At 72.6% G+C, this 20,495-nt stretch carries 20 protein-coding genes; 15 read left to right on the top strand and 5 right to left on the bottom strand.

The window, feature by feature from the left end:
- The first annotated feature begins 64 nt into the window (after nucleotides 1–64).
- Together JT721_RS08565 and JT721_RS08560 are read left to right on the top strand one after the other, a co-directional pair.
- The gene (locus JT721_RS08565; RefSeq protein WP_205472531.1) at nucleotides 65–922 is read left to right on the top strand and encodes an acyl-CoA thioesterase II; all 858 of its coding nucleotides are present in this window, start codon (nucleotides 65–67) and stop codon (nucleotides 920–922) included.
- A 133-nt stretch (nucleotides 923–1,055) separates the two neighbouring features.
- Nucleotides 1,056–2,342 (top strand): VCBS repeat domain-containing M23 family metallopeptidase, encoded by a 1,287-nt coding sequence (locus JT721_RS08560; RefSeq protein WP_205472530.1) that lies wholly within the window; start codon nucleotides 1,056–1,058, stop codon nucleotides 2,340–2,342.
- 30 nt (nucleotides 2,343–2,372) lie between these two features.
- Here the strand turns inward: JT721_RS08560 and JT721_RS08555 are convergent, their stop codons facing one another.
- Together JT721_RS08555 and JT721_RS08550 are read right to left on the bottom strand one after the other, a co-directional pair.
- Nucleotides 2,373–3,281 carry a MaoC/PaaZ C-terminal domain-containing protein gene (locus tag JT721_RS08555; RefSeq protein ID WP_307827956.1) on the bottom strand — a complete coding sequence of 303 codons (909 nt, stop codon included), beginning with the start codon at nucleotides 3,279–3,281 and terminating at the stop codon, nucleotides 2,373–2,375.
- Between the two features lies 1 nt (nucleotide 3,282).
- A complete protein-coding gene (locus tag JT721_RS08550; RefSeq protein WP_205472528.1) occupies nucleotides 3,283–4,614 on the bottom strand; it encodes a 3-oxoacyl-ACP reductase in 1,332 nt (443 codons plus the stop codon).
- Between the two features lie 177 nt (nucleotides 4,615–4,791).
- Here JT721_RS08550 and JT721_RS08545 point away from each other — a divergent pair, with 177 nt between their 5' ends.
- Nucleotides 4,792–6,075 carry an acetyl-CoA C-acetyltransferase gene (locus JT721_RS08545; RefSeq protein ID WP_205472527.1) on the top strand — a complete coding sequence of 428 codons (1,284 nt, stop codon included), beginning with the start codon at nucleotides 4,792–4,794 and terminating at the stop codon, nucleotides 6,073–6,075.
- Between the two features lie 132 nt (nucleotides 6,076–6,207).
- On the opposite strand, the gene JT721_RS08540 is transcribed toward JT721_RS08545, so the two are convergent.
- Together JT721_RS08540 and JT721_RS08535 are read right to left on the bottom strand one after the other, a co-directional pair.
- Nucleotides 6,208–6,894, bottom strand: coding sequence for a TetR/AcrR family transcriptional regulator (locus tag JT721_RS08540; RefSeq protein ID WP_205472526.1), 687 nt, complete (start codon nucleotides 6,892–6,894; stop codon nucleotides 6,208–6,210).
- A 59-nt stretch (nucleotides 6,895–6,953) separates the two neighbouring features.
- Entirely contained in the window at nucleotides 6,954–8,258 is a 1,305-nt protein-coding gene (locus tag JT721_RS08535; RefSeq protein ID WP_205472520.1) for an HNH endonuclease signature motif containing protein, read from the bottom strand.
- Between the two features lie 191 nt (nucleotides 8,259–8,449).
- Here JT721_RS08535 and JT721_RS08530 point away from each other — a divergent pair, with 191 nt between their 5' ends.
- Nucleotides 8,450–9,007: a dihydrofolate reductase family protein gene (locus JT721_RS08530; RefSeq protein WP_205472519.1), complete on the top strand. Its 558-nt coding sequence runs from the start codon at nucleotides 8,450–8,452 to the stop codon at nucleotides 9,005–9,007.
- A 57-nt stretch (nucleotides 9,008–9,064) separates the two neighbouring features.
- On the opposite strand, the gene JT721_RS08525 is transcribed toward JT721_RS08530, so the two are convergent.
- Nucleotides 9,065–10,585: an ATP-dependent DNA ligase gene (locus JT721_RS08525; protein WP_205472518.1), complete on the bottom strand. Its 1,521-nt coding sequence runs from the start codon at nucleotides 10,583–10,585 to the stop codon at nucleotides 9,065–9,067.
- Between the two features lie 67 nt (nucleotides 10,586–10,652).
- Between JT721_RS08525 and JT721_RS08520 the strand changes: the two genes are divergently transcribed.
- The 11 genes from JT721_RS08520 (at nucleotide 10,653) to JT721_RS08470 (ending at nucleotide 20,492) form a co-directional block, all read left to right on the top strand.
- Nucleotides 10,653–11,240: a TetR/AcrR family transcriptional regulator gene (locus tag JT721_RS08520; protein ID WP_205472517.1), complete on the top strand. Its 588-nt coding sequence runs from the start codon at nucleotides 10,653–10,655 to the stop codon at nucleotides 11,238–11,240.
- Entirely contained in the window at nucleotides 11,237–12,490 is a 1,254-nt protein-coding gene (locus JT721_RS08515; protein WP_205472516.1) for a cytochrome P450, read from the top strand. The genes JT721_RS08520 and JT721_RS08515 overlap by 4 nt, the downstream gene beginning before the upstream one ends.
- Complete coding sequence (locus JT721_RS08510) at nucleotides 12,490–13,299, top strand: SDR family oxidoreductase (protein WP_205472514.1); 810 nt, start codon at nucleotides 12,490–12,492, stop codon at nucleotides 13,297–13,299. The genes JT721_RS08515 and JT721_RS08510 overlap by 1 nt, the downstream gene beginning before the upstream one ends.
- On the top strand, nucleotides 13,296–14,768 hold the full coding sequence (locus JT721_RS08505; protein ID WP_240340320.1) for a cytochrome P450: 1,473 nt from the start codon (nucleotides 13,296–13,298) through the stop codon (nucleotides 14,766–14,768). Before JT721_RS08510 ends, JT721_RS08505 begins: the two co-directional genes overlap by 4 nt.
- A gap of 5 nt (nucleotides 14,769–14,773) precedes the next feature.
- Nucleotides 14,774–14,986, top strand: coding sequence for a ferredoxin (locus JT721_RS08500; RefSeq protein WP_240340405.1), 213 nt, complete (start codon nucleotides 14,774–14,776; stop codon nucleotides 14,984–14,986).
- A gap of 1 nt (nucleotide 14,987) precedes the next feature.
- Entirely contained in the window at nucleotides 14,988–15,614 is a 627-nt protein-coding gene (locus JT721_RS08495) for a nuclear transport factor 2 family protein (RefSeq protein WP_205472512.1), read from the top strand.
- Nucleotides 15,611–17,074 (top strand): aldehyde dehydrogenase, encoded by a 1,464-nt coding sequence (locus tag JT721_RS08490; RefSeq protein WP_205472511.1) that lies wholly within the window; start codon nucleotides 15,611–15,613, stop codon nucleotides 17,072–17,074. The genes JT721_RS08495 and JT721_RS08490 overlap by 4 nt, the downstream gene beginning before the upstream one ends.
- A 164-nt stretch (nucleotides 17,075–17,238) precedes the next feature.
- Nucleotides 17,239–17,976 (top strand): SDR family oxidoreductase, encoded by a 738-nt coding sequence (locus JT721_RS08485; RefSeq protein ID WP_205472510.1) that lies wholly within the window; start codon nucleotides 17,239–17,241, stop codon nucleotides 17,974–17,976.
- A complete protein-coding gene (locus JT721_RS08480) occupies nucleotides 17,973–18,836 on the top strand; it encodes an NAD(P)-dependent oxidoreductase (RefSeq protein WP_307827955.1) in 864 nt (287 codons plus the stop codon). The genes JT721_RS08485 and JT721_RS08480 overlap by 4 nt, the downstream gene beginning before the upstream one ends.
- Nucleotides 18,829–19,266, top strand: a complete 438-nt coding sequence (locus JT721_RS08475; RefSeq protein ID WP_205472509.1) for a carboxymuconolactone decarboxylase family protein — start codon at nucleotides 18,829–18,831, stop codon at nucleotides 19,264–19,266. The genes JT721_RS08480 and JT721_RS08475 overlap by 8 nt, the downstream gene beginning before the upstream one ends.
- Before the next feature lie 95 nt (nucleotides 19,267–19,361).
- On the top strand, nucleotides 19,362–20,492 hold the full coding sequence (locus JT721_RS08470) for a TrkA family potassium uptake protein (protein ID WP_205472508.1): 1,131 nt from the start codon (nucleotides 19,362–19,364) through the stop codon (nucleotides 20,490–20,492).
- The last annotated feature ends 3 nt before the right edge of the window (nucleotides 20,493–20,495 follow it).

Genomic DNA, 20,495 nt, shown 5'->3' with positions numbered 1-20,495 from the left:
GCTGGGGCCACAACCCACGGTGCGAGCGGACCGGCGCCACCGGCCCGGACACTAGGGTGAGGACGTGACCGACGCCGTACGCGACCTGGTGGCCCTGCTCGACCTCGAGGACCTCGACGTCGACCTCTACCGGGGCCGCCAGCCCGACTCCGCCCGTCCGCGGGTCTACGGAGGGCAGGTCGCGGCGCAGTCGCTGGTGGCCGCGACCCGCAGCGTCGACCCGGAGTTCGCGGTGCACTCGCTGCACTCCTACTTCCTGCTGCCGGGCGACTACAGCGTCCCGATCATCTACGACGTGGAGCGGATCCGCGACGGGCGGTCGTTCCTGACCCGTCGGGTCGAGGCCCGCCAGCACGGCCGGCCGATCTACTACCAGACGGTGAACTTCCAGCGGCCCGAGGAGGGCTTCGAGCACCAGGACGCGATCCCGTCCGTGGCGGACCCCACCGAGGGCGCTGACCTGGTCGAGCTGATGCGCTCGGGTGGCAACAAGGAGGCCGACGAGCTCGGCAAGGAGTGGGCCGCGATCGAGGTCAGCTGGCTGGGCAACTCCCGGTTCGGCCTCGAGCCCGACCCGAGCAGACCGGCCGAGGCGCGGATGTGGATCCGCCTCAAGGAGGGGCTCGGCGACGACCCGCTGATCCACCAGGCGGCGTTCACGTACGCCAGCGACGTCAGCCTGCTCGGCGTCTCGCTGGCCGCCCACGAGGTGAGCCCGAGCGAGACGCTGATGGCCTCGCTCGACCACACGATCTGGTTCCACCGGCCGTTCCGGGCCGACGAGTGGTGGCTCTACGACCAGTGGTCGCCCTCGGCGCACGCCGGTCGCGGGCTCTCGATCGGCCGGGTGTTCACCCGCGACGGCACCCTGGCCGCCACCGTGGCCCAGGAGGGCATGATCCGTCAGCGGCGTCCCTCCTGACCCACGGGCCCCTCTAGTCACCTCGGGTCACGGGACTAGTACGAACGGTCAGGACCGGGTGGTTCGGCTGACACCGGGGTCGTGGCCCCCTAGCGTCGAGGCGGCTCGTCCCCGACCCCGAAGGTGCCCTGCGATGACCCGCCGGTCCCCCCGAGCGAACCGCTCCACCATCGTCCGCGCGAGCGTGGCGGCCGCTCTGGTCGCCGTCACCCTCGGCGCCCTGGCCGCCCCCGGCGCCGCCTGGGACGGCGAGCGCGGCCCGGCCCGGCCGATGCGGGCGCTGGCCCCCACCGCGCCCCCGGTGACGCCGACCGAGATGCCGTTCCCGTGCGGCCAGTCGTGGACCGGTCGCACCCGCGGCAACCACAGCCCGAGCCAGCGGGCGATCGACTTCAACCGCACCGACGACGACGGAGACCCGGTGGTCGCCGCGGCCGCCGGAACGGTGACCACGGCGGTCAAGAAGGTGGGCAGCGGCTACGGCAAGTACGTCGTGGTGCAGCACAGCAGCACCGAGTCGACGCTCTACGCCCACCTGTCGAAGGTGTCGGTGGCGGCCGGACAGCGCGTCGACCAAGGCGCCCAGCTCGGCAACGTCGGCAGCACCGGCAACTCCAGCGGACCGCACCTGCACTTCGAGACCGTGCGCGGGAGGTCGGTGATCGACAGCTGGTTCCACGGCGTCCGCTTCACGATGCCCCGCACCCAGGCCTCGCAGAACTGCGTGGACGTGCCGCTCGCCGGCCAGTACGTCGGCAGCCGGGCGGCCGAGGTGGCGGTGTTCCGGCGCTCGGCGGCCTCGACGTTCCGCTTCCTGGTGCCCGGCCAGAGTCCCAAGGTCGTGACGTTCGGCGGCCCCACCGACCAGCCGGTGCTCGGTGACTGGGACGGCGACGGCCGGGTCAACCCCGGGGTCCGCACCCCGGCGACGAAGACGTTCCGCCTCAAGAAGGGGTCCAGCGTCACGTCGATCGTGCTCGGCACCGCCCCCGACCTGCCGATCGCCGGCAACTGGGACGGCGACCGGAAGTGGGAGGTCGGCATCCGCCAGGCCGGCACGTCGTACTTCCGGCTGCGGCTGGCCAGCGGCGCGATCAGCACGGTCGTGCTCGGCGACGGCAACGACCTGCCGGTGACCGGCGACTGGGACGGCGACGGGCGCACCGACCTCGGCGTCTACGACCAGGCGAGCGCGACGTTCACGCTGCGCCGGGTCGACGCCGACGGCCTGGCGTGGACCGCGTCCGTGCGGTTCGGCAAGCCCGGTGATCTGCCGGTCGCGGGCGACTGGGACGGCAACGGCCGCACCGACCTCGGCAGCTGGACCCCCGCGACGGCGACGTTCACCCAACGCCGGGCGGCCTCGCCGATGGCGGCCCGGGCGACCACGACGACGGTGCGGTTCGGCAAGCGCCGCTGACCCTCAGCGAGACTCGTGCTGCGTCGGTCCTCAGAGGTCGGTGGTGCGACCCGCGAGGTGCGGCGCGCCGCTCCTGGGGTTGGTCAGCGAGAACGCGTAGCCGTCGTCGAGCGGCTTCGACCCGAACGCGACCGTGGTCGGCAGCACGACCGGCTTCTTGAAGGCGACGTCGACGCGGGAGTGCTCGGGGAGCCGGTTCTCGAGCGCGGCGACGCACCGGGCCAGGGTCCACATGCCGTGCGCGATCTGGCGCGGGAAGCCGAGGGCCTTGGCGGTGAGCGGGTAGAGGTGGATCGGGTTGTGGTCACCGCTGACGGCGGCGTAGCGACGGCCCAGGTCACCGGGGAGGCGCCAGGTGATGCCGCCTGCCGGGGCGTCGGGGAAGGTGGCGCCCGCGGGCGCGGCGTCGTCCCCCTTGCCGCGACGGAGGTAGGACGACGTGCTCTCCCAGACCAGCTCGCCGTCGACGCGGGCCTCGGTGACGAAGTCGAAGACCCGACCCTTGGGGTGGGTGCGAGCCGCGCCGACGCTGGTGGAGACCGCGACGGCGTCGCCGGGTCGCACCTCGTGGTGACGGGTGATCGTGTTCTCGACGTGCACGGTGCCGATCGCGGGCGCCGGGAAGGCCGGGTCGCTCATGATCGCCATGTGCAGCGGGAAGGCCAGCATGTGGGGGTAGGTGAACGGGACGGTGTCCTTGGCCGGGAAGCCGCAGACCTCGGCGTAGCGCTCGACGTGCGCGCGGTCGACGGTCACGGGCGGCCGGCTGAACGACAGGCCGCCGAAGTCCTTGCCGCCGGACTTGCGCACGCCGGGCAGCTGGTTGACCACCGGGATCGAGGGCAGCGCGGCCCGCAGCAGCGTGGTGACGCCGCCGGGCTGCCCGTCGAGGGTCTTGCTCGGTGCGTTCGATCCGGGCGATCCGTGGGCGGCGGCCACGTCAGGCCCCCAGCATCATCTGGCCGCAGACCCGCACGACGTTGCCGTTGACGGCGCTGGAGGCGGGGTTGACGTACCAGGCGATGGTCTCGGCGACGTCGACGGGCAGGCCGCCCTGGGCCATGGCGTTGAGCCGCTGGCCGACCTCGCGGGTCGCGAACGGCACCGCCGCGGTCATCTGGGTGATGATGAAGCCGGGCGCGACGGCGTTGATGGTGATGCCGTTGTCGAGCTCGCCGGCGAAGGCGTCGACGAGGCCGATGACGCCGGCCTTCGAGGCGGCGTAGTTGGTCTGGCCGACGTTGCCGGCGATGCCGGCGATCGAGGCGACCCCGACGATGCTGCCGTGGGCGTTGACGAGGCCCTGGTCGAGGAGCTCGCGGGTGATCTTCTCGGGCGCGGTGAGGTTGACGGCGATCACCGACTCCCAGCGGTCCTCGGCCATGTTGGCGAGCTTCTTGTCGCGGGTGATGCCGGCGTTGTGGACGACCGCGTCGACCCCGCCGTGCTTCTCCTTGAGGTGGTGGGCGATCCGCTGCGGGGCGTCCTTGGCGGTGATGTCGAGGGTGAGCCAGTCGCCGTCGAGCTCCTTCATCAGGGTCTGCAGCTCGCTCGCGGCCTGCGGCACGTCGACGCCCACGACGGTGGCGCCGTCGCGGTGGAGCACCCGGGCGATCTGCTCGCCGATGCCGCGGGAGGCGCCGGTGACCAGCGCGACCTTGCCTGCGAGCGGCTGCTGCCAGTCGGCGACCTCGGGGACGTCGGTGCCGGTGGCGCCGATGCGGACGACCTGGCCGGAGACGTAGGCGGACTTGGGGGAGAGCAGGAAACCGAGGGTGGAGGCGGTGGCAGCCTCGGCGCCGTCGGCGACGTAGACCAGCTGGACCGTGCCGCCGCGGCCGATCTCCTTGCCGAGGCTGCGGGTGAAGCCCTCGAGGGCGCGCTGGGCGACCCGGGCGGGACCCTCGAGCTGCTCGGGCGGCGTGCCGATCACGACGACGCGGGGGCACGAGTCGAGGCTGCGCATCAGGGGGGTGAAGAAGTCGCGGAGGGCGACGAGGTCGGTGGAGGACTCCAGGCCGGTGGCGTCGAAGACCAGGCCCTTGTACTTCTCGCCGTCGGCGGTGGCGGTGGTGGAGGCGATGCCGAGGGTGTCGAGGAGGCCGGGCAGCGACTCGGCGAGCCGGCCGCGTCCGCCCACCACGACGGTGCCGGCGACGAGCGGCGCGCCGGCGGTGTAGCGCTCGAGCCGGACGGGGGCGGGCAGGCCGAGGTTCTTGACCAGCAGCTTGCCGATCGGGGTCGAGACGAAGCCCTGGTAGCGGTCACTCATGGCGCGGTGGTTCCTCCATCGGTGCGGCGGGCGGTGCGTGGTCCGGGGGTCGAGCGGTTCGCGGCGGCGTCCGCGCCCGACCAGGTCATGTAACTACCTGTGTAACTGGCCGTCCACATTTCGTGACGTGCCCCTCATTGCTTTGCTACTCGTGGGTAGCCGAGGGACTATTGGACCATGAACAAGACCACCCGTCGCGTCGCCGTTCTCGGCGGCAACCGCATCCCGTTCGCCCGGTCCAACACGGTCTACTCGAGCGCCTCCAACCAGGAGATGCTGACCGCGGCCATCGACGGCCTGGTCACCCGGTTCGGGCTCGAGGGCGAGCGGGTCGGTGAGGTCGTGGCCGGTGCGGTGCTCAAGCACAGCCGCGACTTCAACTTGGCCCGGGAGGCGGTGCTCGGCTCGAAGCTGTCGCCGGAGACGCCCGCCACCGACATCCAGCAGGCGTGCGGCACCGGGCTGCAGGCGGCGATCCAGGTCGCGAACAAGATCGCGCTCGGCCAGATCGAGGTCGGTATCGCCGGTGGCACCGACACCACGTCCGACGCGCCCGTCGCGATCAGCGACAAGCTGCGCAAGAAGCTGATGAAGGTCAACGCCGCACGCGACACCAAGTCGCGGCTGGCCGCGCTCGCCGCGATCCGACCCGGCGACATCGGCCTCGACATCCCCAAGAACGGCGAACCGCGCACCGGCCTGTCGATGGGCGACCACGCGGCGCTGACGGCGCTGGAGTGGCAGGTCGGCCGCGAGGAGCAGGACGAGCTGGCGGCCCTGTCGCACCAGCACCTCGCGGCGGCGTACGAGCGCGGCTTCCTCGACGACCAGGTGACGCCGTTCCGCGGCCTGGAGCGCGACCAGAACCTGCGCCCCGACTCGACGGCCGAGAAGCTCGGCAAGCTCAAGCCGGTCTTCGGCAAGGGCGAGGCCGCGACGATGACGGCCGGCAACTCCACGCCGCTGACCGACGGCGCCTCGGTGGTGCTGTTGGCCTCGGAGGAGTGGGCCGAGGAGCACGGGCTGCCGGTGCTGGCCTACTTGACGGCCTACGAGACCGCCGCCGTCGACTACGTGCACGGCGGCGAGGGGCTGCTCATGGCCCCGGCGTACGCCATGGCGCGGATGCTGGAGCGCGAGGGGCTCGGGCTGCAGGACTTCGACTTCTACGAGATCCACGAGGCGTTCGCCTCGCAGGTGCTCGCGACGCTGAAGGCGTGGGAGGACCCGGTGTTCTGCAAGGAGCGCCTGGGCCTCGACGCGCCGCTGGGCGCCATCGACCGGAGCAAGCTGAACGTCAACGGGTCGTCGCTGGCCGCGGGTCACCCGTTCGCCGCCACCGGTGGGCGGATCGTCAACGTGCTGGCGAAGCTGCTCGCGGAGAAGGGCTCGGGTCGCGGGGTCATCTCGGTGTGTGCGGCGGGCGGCCAGGGTGTGACGGCCATCCTCGAGCGGCCCTGATCCGCTCAGAGGCCTGACCCTCCGGCGCCCGGTCTGGACTCTGGGGGGCTCAGCCTCTGATCAGGCCACGGTTCGCCCGGGTCGGTCTGCAACGGCCGGCCCGGGCGCTCTGCGTTGGGGGCGACTGCTGCCTCAGCGAGGGGTGACGAGCGCCAACGCGCTGTCGACCATGTACTCGCGCACCTGCGAGGGGCTGATGCTGGCGACGTCGGGGATGCCCGGCGCGGCCTCGCGGACCAGGAGGCCGACGCGGGCGAGCTGCAGCGCGCCCAGTCCGCTGGCGTAGAGGGTGTTGGCCAGCAGCGACGGGTCCTTCACCGCGAACTCGCCGGACGCAGCGCCCTCCTCGAGAGCGGTGGTCAGCACGGTGAGGCAGGTGGTGATCGCCCGGCCGAGCCGGAACATCGCGCTCTCGGAGACCTCGTCGAGCAGCTCGGGTCCGCTTCGACGCATCAAGGCCTGGGCGCAGTCGACGAACGCCGGGTGGGCCACGCCGTAGTCGGCGAACGCGCCGACCAGGGCGGCCAGCCGCTCCCGGGCGTCGGCATGGACCGCGAACGCTGCCTGCAGCTCCTCGTGCAGCTCATCGAGGTAGCCCACCAGCGTCAGTGCGAACAGCTCCTCCTTGCCGGTGAAGTGCCGGTAGACGATCGCGCGGTTGATCCCCACCGCCTTCGCGATGTCCTCGATCTGGGCGTCACGCACCCCGCGCTGGTCGAACAGCGCGCGCGTGGCCGCGATGATCTGCCCCTCCCGCACCCGACGGCGCGCAGCAGCGGCCGAACGCCGGCCGTCGGTCTCGGGAGCCCTGGTCGCCATGTCGGCATCGTAAACCGCGTGCAACTCCCAGTTGCACGAGTGTGACGGAACCGTCGCGCTCACTCCCGGCGGGGCCGGTGCCGGATCCAATCGGCGTCCGGGTCCCGGCCAGGTGGCAGGAACTCCGGTCGCCCCGAGTCCGCGTCGATCCGCACCTGCCAGGTCGTGTCGTGGAGCACCCGGTGGTGGTGGGTGCACAGCATCACCAGGTTGCTCAGCCTGGTCCCGCCACCCGCCGCCCACTCGACGATGTGATGGGCGTGGCACATGATCGGCGGCCGCGAGCAGCCTGGGAACGCGCAGTGGTGGTCGCGCAGCACCAGCGCCTGCCAGATCGGGGTGGTCACCAGCCGCCGTCGCCGACCCACGTCGAGCACCTCGCCCTCCGTGCCCAGCACCGCGGGGATGACGTCGCAGTCGCAGGCGATCCGGCGCACGGCCGCGGCCGACAGCCGGCTGCCGTCGTCGAGCACGGGCAGCCGGCCCGCCTCGCCGCGCAACCCGGCCAGCTCCGTGGTCACCACCACCCGTGGCCGGGCGCCGTGCGCCTCGGGAGCCAGGTCGGTGTCGAGCGAGTGCTGGGCGACCCGCACGAGCGCGTCCCACATCCGCACCCCGAAGTCGCGAGGGTCGGGCAGCACCTCTCCAGTGGTGAGGTCCACCTCCGGTTGCGGCGTCGTCAGCGGCAGCAACGCCGCGCGAAGCACGCCCGCGTCCTCGACCGTGCCCCGCCCCTTGATCCGTACGCCGCCCGCGCCGTCCTCGGAGATCGTCAGGTGCCGACGGTGGTGGGCCACCCGGTCCAGCCGCGCCAGGCGAGCCTCGGCCGCCCGGGCGCTGCCGTCCGGGTCGACCACCTCGGCCACCCGCTCGGCGGTGCGGGCCAGGTCGGTGGCGGTGAGGACGGCTGCCTGGTCGAGCAGCACCCGTTCCGCCAGGCCGCGGACCTCGTCGTCCCCGGGCAGCCGGTCCACAGCGTCGAGCACCACGTCCGACTGCTCGGGGCTGACCGTGCCCGCCACCAGCGCCGACAGCGTCTCGGGACGCGACCCGACCAGCTCCACCGCGTGCTCGACCGCCTGCTTCGCGGCGCCGTGCCGCAGGCCCGCGGTGTGGCCCCACCAGTCCGCCGTGGAGCCCCAGCCCAGCGTTCGGGCGAGGTCGCGCCGCTCCACCTGGGCCAGCAGTCGCGCCTCCACCGCCCGCACCCCGGCCCGCAGCGTCACCACGTGCTGCGCCGCCTCGACCAGCGCGTCGTCGTCGACACCCTCCCAGTCGAGTCCGGGCAGCGCCTGCACGCCGGCAGCAGCCTCGGCCACGGCACCGAGGGGTGCCGGGAGCGCGAGGACCGAGGCTGCTGCCATGTCCACCAGCCCACCACGACCGCCGACCCCCCGAGGCACGCCGGGCCCGGCCTGTGGACGGCCCCTCCCGGGAGCCCGCGTGTGCACGTCAGTTGGTCCCACAAGGGCCGTCGATGAGTGCCAGCACCCGCAGCGGTCAGACCTCCTGGGAACGTCAAGCACCCCGACGCGCACCGGACCGGAGGAGCACCATGGGCCGCCTCATCTACTCGATGATCACCTCGCTGGACGGCTACGCCGTGGCAGCCGAGGGCGACCTCGGCAAGGGCGCGGACGACCAGCAGGTGCACACCTTCGTCAACGACCTGTTCCGCCCGGTCGGCACCTACCTCTATGGCCGGTGCATGTACGAGACGATGGTCTACTGGGAGACAGCGCACACCGTTCCCGACCAACCGCCGCACATCGTGCAGTACGCCCGCGACTGGCAGGCGGCCGAGAAGGTCGTCTACTCCACGACGCTGGAGTCAGTGCCCAGCGCCAGGACCAGGATCGAACGGACCTTCGACCCCGACACCGTGCGCCGGCTCAAGGCCGAGGCCGACCGTGACCTCACCGTCGACGGCCCGACGCTGGCGGCCCAGACGATCGCCGCCGGGCTGGTCGACGACTACCACCTGTTCATCACCACCAGCGTCGTTGGCGGCGGCACCCGGTTCTTCCCGGACGGCGTCCGCCTCGACCTAGACCTCGTCGAGGCGCGGTCCTTCGCCAGCGGTCTGGTCTATGCCCACTACCGCACCCGCTGACCGCGCTGCTGCGCTCATCGATCGGGGATCGGGCCGGCGAACGCCGTTACTCGCGACTCAGAGGAACGCCCGCACCGTCTCCACCGTGTCGGCGTCCGCGGCGGTCTTGTCGTCCCGGTACCGCACCACCCGAGCGAACCTCAGCGCCATCCCGCCGGGGTAGCGCGTCGACCGCTGGATGCCGTCGAACGCGATCTCGACGACCTGCTCGGGCCGCACGTGGACGACGTGCCCGGACCGCGACGTCTCGAGCTCCAGGAAGCGCTCGGTCTGCCACGCCAGGATCTCGTCGGTCATCCCCTTGAACGTCTTGCCCAGCATCACGAAGCCACCCGACGCGGGGTCGCGCGCGCCGAGGTGGATGTTCGACAGCCAGCCCTGCCGCCGCCCGGAGCCCCACTCGACGCCGAGCACGACCAGGTCGAGGGTGTGCACCGGCTTCACCTTCACCCACGACGCCCCCCGACGACCCGCGTCGTAGGCGGCGTCGAGCGACTTCACCACGACCCCTTCGTGGCCCGCCGCCAGCGCGTCTCGCGCGAACGACTCCGCCTCGTCGACCGACGACGTCTCCAGCCGCGCCACCCGGTGCTCCTCCGGCACCACCCCGGCCAAGGCCGAGGCGCGCTCGGAACCCGGGGCGTCGAGCAGGTCCTGGCCGTCGAGGTGCAGCACGTCGAAGAAGTACGGCGTCACCAGCGTCCCGGTCGCCTGCGCGGTCCGCGACGCCGTCTCCTGGAACGGTCGCGGCCGACCGTCCTCCCCGAGCGCCAGCGCCTCGCCGTCGAGCACCACCGACGCCACGGGGAGCGACCGCACCACCTCGACCACCTCGGGCAGCCGGGCGGTGATGTCCTCCAGCGTGCGGGTCGCGATCACCACCTCGTCACCGGAGCGGTGCACCTGGATCCGGATCCCGTCGAGCTTCACGTCCACCGCGAACGCCGCGCCCACGGGCCCGGCAGCGCCGGTCACCTTCGCCACCGCGGCCGCGACGTCGGTCGCGCTGGAGGCCAGCATCGGCAGCACCGGGCGCCCGACCTCCAACCCGTAGGCCGCCAGCGCCTCCTCGCCGCCGGCCAGCGCGGCAGGCGCGATCGCCACCGTCGAGCCGGCCAGCATCGCGGCTCGGCGCACCGACGCCACCGGCACCCCGGCGGCCACCGCCAGCGCCTCCTGCACCAGCGAGTCCAGCGCACCCTGGCGCAGCTCGCCGGTCACCAGGCCCCGCAACCAGGCCTGCTCGGCGGCGGTGGCGCGGGCGAACAGGTCTGTCACCGCGGCCGAGCGGGCGGCCTGCGAGCCTGCTCCCGACAGCGCGGCGAGCGCGGCGAACGCGGCGTCGACCTCCAGCACCTCCAGCGTGGGCTCGGCCGCGGGGGAGGGCAGGTCGGCCAGGCTGCGCCAGCCCAGTCCGGTGCGGCGCTGCAGCAGCGCACCGGCGAGGTAGGAGGTCACCACCGGCACCTCCGCCGCCGGTGCTGCGGTGAGGCAGGCCGCGAGCGCCGCCACCTTCGCCTTGCGCGAGCGCGTCGCGGCCACTGCCTCCGACGTCGACACCAGCTCTGCCACCAGCACCCGCCCATTGTGGCCGCTCCCGCGGACACCCTTGCCATCCGACGAGAACACGTTCTAGGTTGGACAGGTGTCCAGTCAGGTGTCCACCGCAACCACCGCGCCACGCCAGGGCCTCAACCCCAAGCAGGCCGAGACGGTCGAGCGGTTGGTCGCGGCGGCCGGCGACGAGCTCCGCGCGGTGGGCGTCGAGGGGCTCACGATGCGCTCGGTGGCCACCCGGGCCGGCGTCTCGGCCGCCACCGCCTACACCTACTTCGCCTCCCGCAACCACCTCTTCGCCGAGCTTTTCTGGCGGCTGCTGCGCCGCGAGCGCGGCCACGTGCCGGCCGGGGCGACCCCGCGAGAGCGGATCCAGGACCTGACCCGCCACCTCGCCGGCGTCCTCGAGGCCAGCCCCGAGGTCGCGGCCGGTGCCAACCTCGCCCTGCTCGGCACCGACCCCGAGGTCGAGCGGCTCCGGCTGCGCATCGGCGCCGAGTTCGTCGAGCGGTTCCGCTCCGCGCACGGCGAGGGGCCCGGCGACGTCCTCGTCGAGGCGCTGACCCTCGTCTGGTCCGGGGCCCTGCTCCAGGCCGGCATGGGGCTCACCACGTACGCCGAGATGGCCGACCGCCTCGACGCCGTCGTCGCGACGATCCTGGAGGGACCCGCATGACCGTCACCAGCGAGCCGATCGTCTTCGACCCCTTCGACTACGCCTTCCAGGAGGACCCCTACCCCGTCTACGCGCGGCTGCGCGCCGAGGACCCCCTCCACCACAACGACCACCACGACTTCTGGGTGCTCAGCCGGCACGCCGACGTCCAGGCCGCCTTCCGCAGCGACGGCGTCTACTCCAACGCCATGGGCGTCTCGCTCGAGAAGTCCGCGTGGGGCCCCGACGCCCACAAGGTGATGTCGTTCCTCGGCATGGACCCGCCCCGCCAGCAGCGGCTGCGCAAGCTCGTCTCCAAGGGCTTCACCCCGCGCCGGGTCACCGAGCTCGCGCCGCGCATCCAGCAGCTCACCGACCACTACCTCGGCGGCTGCCTCGAGCGGGCCGCGGCCGGGGAGGCCTTCGACTGGATCGCCGACTTCGCCGGCAAGCTCCCCATGGACGTCATCTCCGAGATGATGGGCGTGCCCGCCGCCGACCGCGACGAGGTCCGCCGGCTGGCCGACCTCGTCGTCCACCGCGAGGACGGCGTCCAGGACGTCCCGGTCGCCGGCATGCACGCCTCGCTCGAGCTCGTCGGCTACTACGCCGCCATGGTCGAGCAGCGCAAGCGGCGACCCACCGACGACCTCACCAGCGCGCTCCTCGGCGCCCGCCTCGACGACCCCGACGGCGGCGGCGACCGGCTCACCGACGAGGAGATCATCGCCTTCCTCTTCCTCATGGTCGTGGCCGGCAACGAGACCACCACCAAGCTGCTCGGCCACGCGCTCTTCCACCTCACCCGCCATCCCGACCAGCTGCGGCAGGTCTTCGGCGGCGGCGACGGGGGCGACACCGCGCTGGTGGCGCCCTGGATCGAGGAGACCCTGCGCTACGACACCTCCAGCCAGATCCTCGCCCGACACCTCCTCGACGACGTCACCCTCCACGGCCGGACGGCGCCGCGGGGCGCCAAGTTGCTGCTCGTCATCGGCTCGGCCAACCGCGACGAGTCCGTCTTCAGCGACCCCGACCGCTACGACATCCACCGCGACAAGGACGAGGTCGCCCAGCTCGTCAGCTTCGGCGGCGGCCGGCACTTCTGCCTCGGCGCCAACCTCGCCCGGCTCGAGGCGCGGATCGCCCTCGACGAGCTGGTCCGACGCGTTCAGCACGTCGAGGTGGCCCACGACGACTGCCGGAGGGTCCACTCGGTCAGCGTCCGCGGCTTCTCCTCGGTGCCGGTCACCTCGGTGGTGCCGCGCTGATGGGACGGGGGAAGTACGCGCGCCCCACCCGGCGCCCGGCCGTCGTCACCGGCGCGTCGTCGGGCATCGGCGCGGCGACCGCGCTGGCCCTGGCCGCCGCCGGCCACCCCGTGGCGCTGGGGGCCAGACGGGTCGAGAAGCTCGACGAGCTGGCCGCCCGGATCCGCGAGGAGGGTGGCGAGGTGGCCGTCGCCCCGCTCGACGTGACCCAGGCCGAGCCCGACCGACCCGACTCCGTGCAGGCCTTCGGCGCCAGCGTCACCGCCGCCCTCGGCGACATCGAGGTCGTGGTCTCCAACGCCGGCGCGGTCGCCCCCGGCACCGTCCACGAGGTCGACTCCGACCGGTTCGCCCGCGAGCTCGACCTCAACATCACCGGCGCCCACCGCCTGGTGCGGGAGTTCGTGCCCGCCATGGTCGCCCGGCGCCGCGGCGACGTCGTCTTCGTCTCCAGCGACGTCGCGGTGCGGGCCCGGCCGTTCATGTCCTCCTACGCCGCCGGCAAGTGGGGCCTGGAGGGGATGGCGCACGCCATGCAGATGGAGCTCGAGGGCACCGGCGTCCGGGCCAGCATCGTCCGCCCCGGCCCCACCTGGAGCGAGATGGGCAGCGACTGGGACGTCGACGAGGCGGCCGCCGTCCTCAACGCCTGGGTGCGGTTCGGCCTGGCCCGGCACGGCCACTTCATGAAGCCCCAGGCGATCGCCGACGCGATCGCCACCGTCGTCGCGGCCCCGCGCGGCGTCCACATCAACCTCGTCGAGGTCTCCCCGGAGGCCCCGATCGACGACCCTGCGGAGGACGCATGAGCGACGTCACCTCGATCCCCGAGGTCTCCTACGTCGTCCCCGAGGACGACCCTGCCCACGACCCTGCCCACGACCCTGCCCACGACCCTGCCCACGACCCTGCCCACGACCCTGCCCACGACCCTGCCCACGACTCGGCCGACGACCCCGCCCAGGACGCCGGTGCCGACTGGGGGCACCTGGCCGAGATGCGGGTCGACCCGATCGGCCTCTTCGAGCGGGTCCGCGCCGAGTGCGGCGACATCGGCCGGTTCCGGCTCGTCGACCGCGACGTCGTGCTGGTCAGCGGGGCCGAGGCCAACGAGCAGTTCTTCCGGGCACCCGACTCCACCCTCGACCAGGCCGCGGCGTACCCCTTCATGACCCCGATCTTCGGCAAGGGCGTCGTCTTCGACGCCTCGCCCGCGGAGCGTCAGCAGATGCTCAAGAACCAGGCCCTGCGCGGCGACATGATGCGCGGCCACGCCGCCACCATCGAGGCCGAGATCAACCGGATGGTGGGGGAGTGGGGCGAGGAGGGCGAGATCGACCTCCTCGACTGGTTCGCCGAGCTCACCATCTACACCACCAGCAGCTGCCTCATCGGCAAGCCGTTCCGCGAGGAGCTCGACGCCCGCTTCGCCCACCACTACCACGACCTCGAGCGCGGCACCGACGCCCTGGCCTACGTCGACCCCTACCTGGACATCGAGTCCTTCCGGGTCCGCGACGCCGCTCGTGAGCAGCTCGTCGCGCTGGTGCAGGACATCATCGACCGCCGCAAGCAGCGCGGGCCGGTGCCCCGCGACGACCGCGACCTGCTCGACGTCCTGATCTCCATCGACATGACCGCCGACCACATCACCGGGATCTTCATCTCCATGATGTTCGCCGGCCACCACACCTCGTCAGGTACGGCGGCCTGGGCGCTGATCGAGCTGATGCGCCACCCCGAGGTGATGAAGGACGTCGTCGCCGAGCTCGACGACCTCTACGCCGACGGCCCGGACGGACCCGTGGAGATCTCCTTCCAGGCGCTGCGCTCGATCCCGCGGCTGGAGGCGGCCCTCAAGGAGACTCTCCGGCTGCACCCGCCGCTGATCATCCTGCTGCGCGTCGTGCAGGAGGAGATCGAGCTCGCCGGCCACCGCATCCCGCCCGGCACCATGGTCGCCGCGTCGCCGCGGGTCTCCAACCGGATCGCCGACGACTTCCCCGACCCCGAGCGGTTCGACCCGGGGCGCTACCTCGACCCGCGTCAGGAGGACCTCCAGAACCGCTGGACCTGGATCCCCTTCGGCGCCGGAAGGCACCGCTGCGTGGGCAACGCCTTCGCGATGATGCAGCTCAAGGCGATCTTCTCCGTCATCCTGCGCGACTACGAGTTCGAGATGACGCAGCCGTCCGAGGACTACCGCGACGACGTCTCCAAGATGGTCATCCAGCTCCAGCAGCCGTGCCGGGTCCGCTACCGCCGGAGGCGGTCGTGACCGCGATGCGGGTCGTCGCCGACCTCGACCTCTGCCAGGGCCACCAGATGTGCACCGGCGAGGCGCCCGACGTCTTCGCCTTCGACGACGCCGCCGACCGGGTGGTCGTCGTGCAGCCCCGACCCGACGAGTCGCTGCGCCCCCAGGTGCAGGCGGCCGTGACCTACTGCCCCGCGATGGCGCTCGCCGTCGTGGACGACCCGATGGAGGAGGACTGACATGGCGGCGATCGCCCGTGCGGAGATCGAGGAGTTCTGGGAGACCTGGCTCGAGGTCAACCGGGAGGCCGAGCGGATCGGCGACTGGCGGATCATGGCCGACTGGTACGCCGAGGACGCCAGCTACGGCTGGATGTACAGCCCCGACGAGCACTTCATGGCCGTGGGCCGCGACCAGATCCGCGACTGGGCCATCGGCATCGAGATGGACGGCTTCGACGGCTGGCACTACGACTACCAGTGCACGATGATCGACGAGGCCAAGGGCATGGTCGTCGGCTTCTGGAAGCAGAGGTCCGGCATCGTCGACGACGCCACCGGCCGCGAGTACGAGGTGCTCGGCATCGGCGGCTCCTGGTTCGGCGTCGAGCGCCAGGTCGGCGGCGCCGACGACGGCCTGCTCAAGTTCGCCTGGCAGCGCGACTGGTTCGACATGCCCTCGACGGCCCACACCTTCATGGAGATCCTCAAGGCCGGCAAGGCCTCCGAGACCCTGCTCGCGCGGATGGCCGTCACCGGCCACGACGTCCCGGGCCACTACCACCTCGACGAGATCCCCTCGCCGGTCTGGCCGCCCCCGGTCGAGGCCGGGGAGCACCTCACCCAGCCCGAGGCCGCCACCCCGTGACCACGCTCGCCAGCCCGCCCGCCCGGCAGTACGTCGACGGGCGGCTCGGTCCGGCCGGCGACGGCGCGACGTACCCGATCCTCAACCCCGCCACCGGGCGGGAGATCGGCCGGGCGCCCGACTCGACCGCCGCCGACGTCGACGCCGCGATCGCGGCCGCGCGGCGCGCCTTCGACGAGTCCGGCTGGGCCACCGACGTCGACCTGCGGGTGCGCTGTTTGCGCCAGCTCCACCGCGCGCTGCTCGACTGCGCCGACGACCTGCGCGCGCTCACCACCGCCGAGGTCGGGATGCCGAGCTTCATGATGGGTGCCGCCGGGTTCGACGTGCCGGTCGAGGGGCTCCGGTGGGTGACCGACCTCGCCGAGTCGTACGCCTTCGAGACCGACCTCGGCGTCGCCAGCCCCATGGGCATCCCCAGCCGGCGCACGGTGCGGCGCGAGCCGGTCGGTGTCGTAGCAGCCATCACGCCGTGGAACGTGCCCACCCAGATCAACCTCGCCAAGGTCGGCCCGGCGCTCGCCGCCGGCTGCACCGTCGTGCTCAAGCCGGCGCCCGACACCCCCTGGCTCGCCGCCGAGCTCGGACGGCTGGTCGCCGAGCACACCGATATCCCGGCCGGTGTCCTCAACGTCATCACGCCCCGCTCCAACGAGGTCGCCGCGCAGCTCACCACCGACCCCCGGGTCGACATGGTCTCCTTCACCGGCTCCACGGCGACCGGTCGCGCGATCATGGCCGCCGCGGCGCCCACGCTCAAGCGGGTCTTCCTGGAGCTCGGCGGCAAGTCCGCGGCGATCGCGCTCGACGACGCCGACATCGCCGCGGTGGCCGGTGCCACGGCGTTCACCGCCTGCATCCACGCCGGCCAGGGCTGCGCGATCACCACCCGGCTGGTGGTGCCGCGCGACCGCTACGACGAGGCGGTGCAGGTCGCCGCGGCCACCATGGAGTCCATCGGCGCCCAGGACCCCGCCGACCCCGGCGCCGTCTGCGGGCCGGTGATCTCGCAGGCGCAGCGCGACCGGGTCGCCGACTACCTGCGGGTGGCCGTCAAGGAGGGCGGCACCTTCGCCACCGGTGGCTCGGTCATCGAGCGCGACGGCTTCTGGGTCGAGCCTACCGTGGTCGCCGGCCTCGACAACTCCAGCCGGCTGGCCCAGGAGGAGATCTTCGGGCCGGTGCTCGTCGTGATCCCCCACGACGGCGACGACGACGCCGTCCGGATCGCCAACGACTCTCCCTACGGCCTCTCCGGCTCGGTCGACTCCGGGTCGCTGGAGCGGGCCAGGTCGGTCGCCGCCCGGATCCGCACCGGCACCCTCGCCGTCAACGGCGGCGTCTGGTTCAGCCCCGACGCGCCGTTCGGCGGCTACAAGCAGTCCGGCCTCGGCCGGGAGATGGGCGTCGCCGGCTTCGAGGAGTACCTCGAGACGAAGACGGTCGCCTTCCCGGCGTGAACTTGTGAACGCCGGGAAGAGAGCGACCGGGTCGAGCAAGCCCGCGACCGAGGAACGAGGTCGCGACGGCGTGTCGAGACCCAGTGAGCCGACCGGAAAGCGCAGGTTCAGAGGTACCACCCGCTGAGAAACCACCGGAACACCCACCCAGGAAGCAGGAGCACATGACCAGGTTCACCGGCAAGGTCGCCGTCGTCACCGGGGCCGCCCAGGGCATCGGCGAGGCCTACGCCCGGGCGCTGGCCGCCGAGGGGGCGTCGGTCGTGGTGGCCGACCTCAACGTCGAGGCCGGCGAGAAGGTCGCGGCCGACGTCGGCGGGCTCTTCGTCCGCACCGACGTGTCGTCGGCGGAGTCGGCGGCGGCCTGCGTCGAGGCGGCGGTCGCGGCGTACGGCGGCGTCGACCTGCTGGTCAACAACGCCGCGATCTACGGCGACATGCAGTTCGACCTGCTGATCTCCGTCGACTGGGACTACTACCGGAAGTTCATGTCGGTGAACATGGACGGCGCACTGGTGATGACCCGGGCGGTCCACGCCGAGATGCAGAAGCGCGGCGGCGGCGCCATCGTCAACCAGAGCTCGACCGCGGCCTGGCTCTACTCCGGCTTCTACGGGCTGGCCAAGGTGGGCGTCAACGGGCTCACCCAGCAGCTCGCCCACGAGCTCGGCGGCATGGGCATCCGGGTCAACGCCATCGCCCCGGGCCCCACCGACACCCAGGCCACCCGCACCCAGGCCGGCGACGCCGCCCACGACATCGTGCGCACCAGCCTCGCCATCAAGCGGATGGGGCAGGTCGACGACATGGTGGGCGCCTGCCTGTTCCTGCTCTCCGACGAGGCGTCGTGGGTGACCGGCCAGATCCTGGCCGTCGACGGCGGCCAGGTCTTCCGCTCGTGACCACGGTCGGCTTCGTCGGGCTCGGCAACATCGGGCGGCCGATGGCGCTGCGGCTCGCCGCCAGCGAGCTGACCACCCGCGTCCACGACCTCGCACCCGAGCCGGTGGCCGAGCTCGTCGCAGCCGGCGCGACGGCGGCGGGCAGCGTCGCCGAGCTCGCGGCCGACTGCGACGTCGTCTGCGTGATGGTGCGTGACGACGACCAGGTCCGCGACGTGCTGGGCGCGGTGCTGGGGGTCGCCGGCGACCGGCAGACGGTCGTCATCCACTCCACCGTCGCGCCCGACACGCCGGCCGAGCTGGCCGACACCGCGGGCCGCCACGGCGTGCGGCTCCTCGATGCTCCCGTCTCCGGCGGGCCGATGGGAGCGGCCGAGGGCAGCCTGGCGATCCTCGTGGGCGGCTCCGACGACGCCTTCGCCGCGGCGCGCCCGGCCCTGGAGGTGATGGGGTCGAAGGTCGTGCACGCCGGCCCGATCGGGTCGGGCACCCGCCTCAAGCTGGCCCGCAACCTGATGCACTTCGTCGCCTTCACTGCAGCCACCGAGGCGCAGCGGCTGGCCGAGGCCGCGGGGCTCGACCTGCGGGTCCTGGGCGACGTCGTGCGCCACACCGACGCCGTCACCGGCGGACCGGGGGCGATCATGCACCGCGAGACCACCGCGCCGCTGGCCGAGGACGACTTCTGGTACGGCGTCCTCGACCACGTCCGCGCGCTGGGGGAGAAGGACCTCGCCTACGCCACCCGCCTCGCCGACCAGCTGGGCGTCGACACCCCGCTGGCCCGGCTCGCGCTCGACCGCCTCGGCCCCGGCCTGGGGCTGCCCGCCACCACCTCCGAGGAGCGCACCGATGGGTGACTTCAGCGACCTGCCCGAGACCCGACGCCGCGGCCTGGAGCGGATGGAGGAGGTCTACGGCTTCGACATGACCGACGGCACCGGCGACTTCTTCCGCTACACCGCCGACCACCTCTTCGCCGACATCTGGGAGCGGCCCGGGCTCAGCGACCGCGACCGTCGGCTGCTGCTCATCGGCCTGCTGACCGGCACCGGCGGCGCCGACGTGCTCGGCATCCAGGTCCCGGCCGCCCACGCCAACGGCGAGCTCGACGACCGCGCGCTGCGCGAGATCGTGATCTTCCTGTGCCACTACGCCGGTTGGCCCCACGGCGCCCGCCTCAACCAGGTCGTCGAGGACACGATCGCGAGGGCGGCGAAAGCGGCGAGGACGGCCGAGGACGCCGAGGACGCCGAGGCACGCGGGGGAGCCCGGACGACCGAGGACTGACGCCCCGGTCGCCGGGACCCGGATGGCCCGCACGGGTCATGCCCGCCGGGCCCCGGGCGATGGGATGATGCGGCGACCCCGAGCCAGGAAGCACCATGAGGATCCCCCTGCCCCGCCGTGCCGTCACGCGCATCGTGACGCTCGTGAACGTGCCCGTGCTGCGGCGCGCGGCGTACCACTTCCGGCGGATGACCGGCGGCATGGACAGCCATTTCTTCCTCAAGGTCACGCTCTGGCTGCTCGGGTTCCTGCTCCTGGCCGCGCTGCTGGTCACCCTCACCGAGGGGGCACCGGGGCGCTTCGACTCCGTCGGTGCGTTCCTCGACGCGCTGGGCAGCAGCTTCTACTGGGCGGTGACGACCGTGATGGGGTCGGGGGACTCCTCGTTCGTCCAGGAGCCCGTGGGCTACGTCGTCAGCTGGTTGCTGGTGCTCTTCGGCGTCGCGATCGTCGCGTCGATCACCGGTGCCCTGGTCGGCTTCCTCATCGACTACATCCTCAAGGAAGGTCAGGGCATGGGCGCCTCTGGATACCGCGACCACATCGTCGTGTGCGGCTGGAACGCCACCGCCCGCGAGCTGATCGCCGAGCTGCGCACCGACGAGTACACGACCAGGATCGTGGTGCTCCACGACGTCGAGAAGAACCCCGCCGGCGACGGCGTCTACTTCGTCAGCGGCGACATCACCTCGGCCGACGACCTCCACCGGGCCGGCATCGAGGACGCGATGGCCGCGGTGATCTGCCCGGCCGACGGCAGCAACGAGGCGGACATGAAGTCGATCCTGTGCGTGCTCGCCATCGAGTCGCTCGCACCCCACGTGCGCACGGTCGTCGAGGCCAACAACCCCGCCCACGTCGAGCACTTCCAGCGCGCCGACGCCGACGAGATCGTGGTCAGCTCCACGATCGTCTCGCGGCTGATGGCGCGTTCCTCGCTCTACCCGGGGCTGGCCAACCTGGTCACCGACATCGTCTCCGGCGGCGACGGCTCCGAGCTCTACCGCGTCTCACTGCCCGACGAGTACGTCGGGCTCAGCGTCGACCAGCTCTCGGCCCGGCTGCGCGCCGACCACCGGGCCACCCTGCTCTCGGTCAGCCGCGGCGGCACCGCGCACGTCAACCCGCCCGAGGACTTCCGGCTCGCCCAGGGGGACGACCTCGTGGTGGTCGCCGAGTCCCTCGGCTCGCTGGCCCCCCTCGAGATGGACCACGACCTGCAGTGACCG

It is taken from the genome of Nocardioides sp. SYSU D00038 (assembly GCF_016924665.1).
Classification (GTDB): Bacteria; Actinomycetota; Actinomycetes; order Propionibacteriales; family Nocardioidaceae; genus Nocardioides.
Note: the sequence above shows the minus strand (reverse complement) of the source record. Positions and strands in the feature narration are given on the sequence as shown.

What these genes read in the sequence shown, in the direction of transcription:
- JT721_RS08560 (WP_205472530.1), top strand. Translation starts at nt 1,056, where the DNA reads ATGACCCGCCGGTCCCCCCGAGCGAACCGCTCCACCATCGTCCGCGCG.
- JT721_RS08550 (WP_205472528.1), bottom strand. Translation starts at nt 4,614, where the DNA reads ATGAGTGACCGCTACCAGGGCTTCGTCTCGACCCCGATCGGCAAGCTG.
- JT721_RS08545 (WP_205472527.1), top strand. Translation starts at nt 4,792, where the DNA reads ATGAACAAGACCACCCGTCGCGTCGCCGTTCTCGGCGGCAACCGCATC.
- JT721_RS08540 (WP_205472526.1), bottom strand. Translation starts at nt 6,894, where the DNA reads ATGGCGACCAGGGCTCCCGAGACCGACGGCCGGCGTTCGGCCGCTGCT.
- JT721_RS08535 (WP_205472520.1), bottom strand. Translation starts at nt 8,258, where the DNA reads ATGGCAGCAGCCTCGGTCCTCGCGCTCCCGGCACCCCTCGGTGCCGTG.
- JT721_RS08530 (WP_205472519.1), top strand. Translation starts at nt 8,450, where the DNA reads ATGGGCCGCCTCATCTACTCGATGATCACCTCGCTGGACGGCTACGCC.
- JT721_RS08515 (WP_205472516.1), top strand. Translation starts at nt 11,237, where the DNA reads ATGACCGTCACCAGCGAGCCGATCGTCTTCGACCCCTTCGACTACGCC.
- JT721_RS08510 (WP_205472514.1), top strand. Translation starts at nt 12,490, where the DNA reads ATGGGACGGGGGAAGTACGCGCGCCCCACCCGGCGCCCGGCCGTCGTC.
- JT721_RS08505 (WP_240340320.1), top strand. Translation starts at nt 13,296, where the DNA reads ATGAGCGACGTCACCTCGATCCCCGAGGTCTCCTACGTCGTCCCCGAG.
- JT721_RS08500 (WP_240340405.1), top strand. Translation starts at nt 14,774, where the DNA reads ATGCGGGTCGTCGCCGACCTCGACCTCTGCCAGGGCCACCAGATGTGC.
- JT721_RS08495 (WP_205472512.1), top strand. Translation starts at nt 14,988, where the DNA reads ATGGCGGCGATCGCCCGTGCGGAGATCGAGGAGTTCTGGGAGACCTGG.
- JT721_RS08485 (WP_205472510.1), top strand. Translation starts at nt 17,239, where the DNA reads ATGACCAGGTTCACCGGCAAGGTCGCCGTCGTCACCGGGGCCGCCCAG.
- JT721_RS08475 (WP_205472509.1), top strand. Translation starts at nt 18,829, where the DNA reads ATGGGTGACTTCAGCGACCTGCCCGAGACCCGACGCCGCGGCCTGGAG.
- JT721_RS08470 (WP_205472508.1), top strand. Translation starts at nt 19,362, where the DNA reads ATGAGGATCCCCCTGCCCCGCCGTGCCGTCACGCGCATCGTGACGCTC.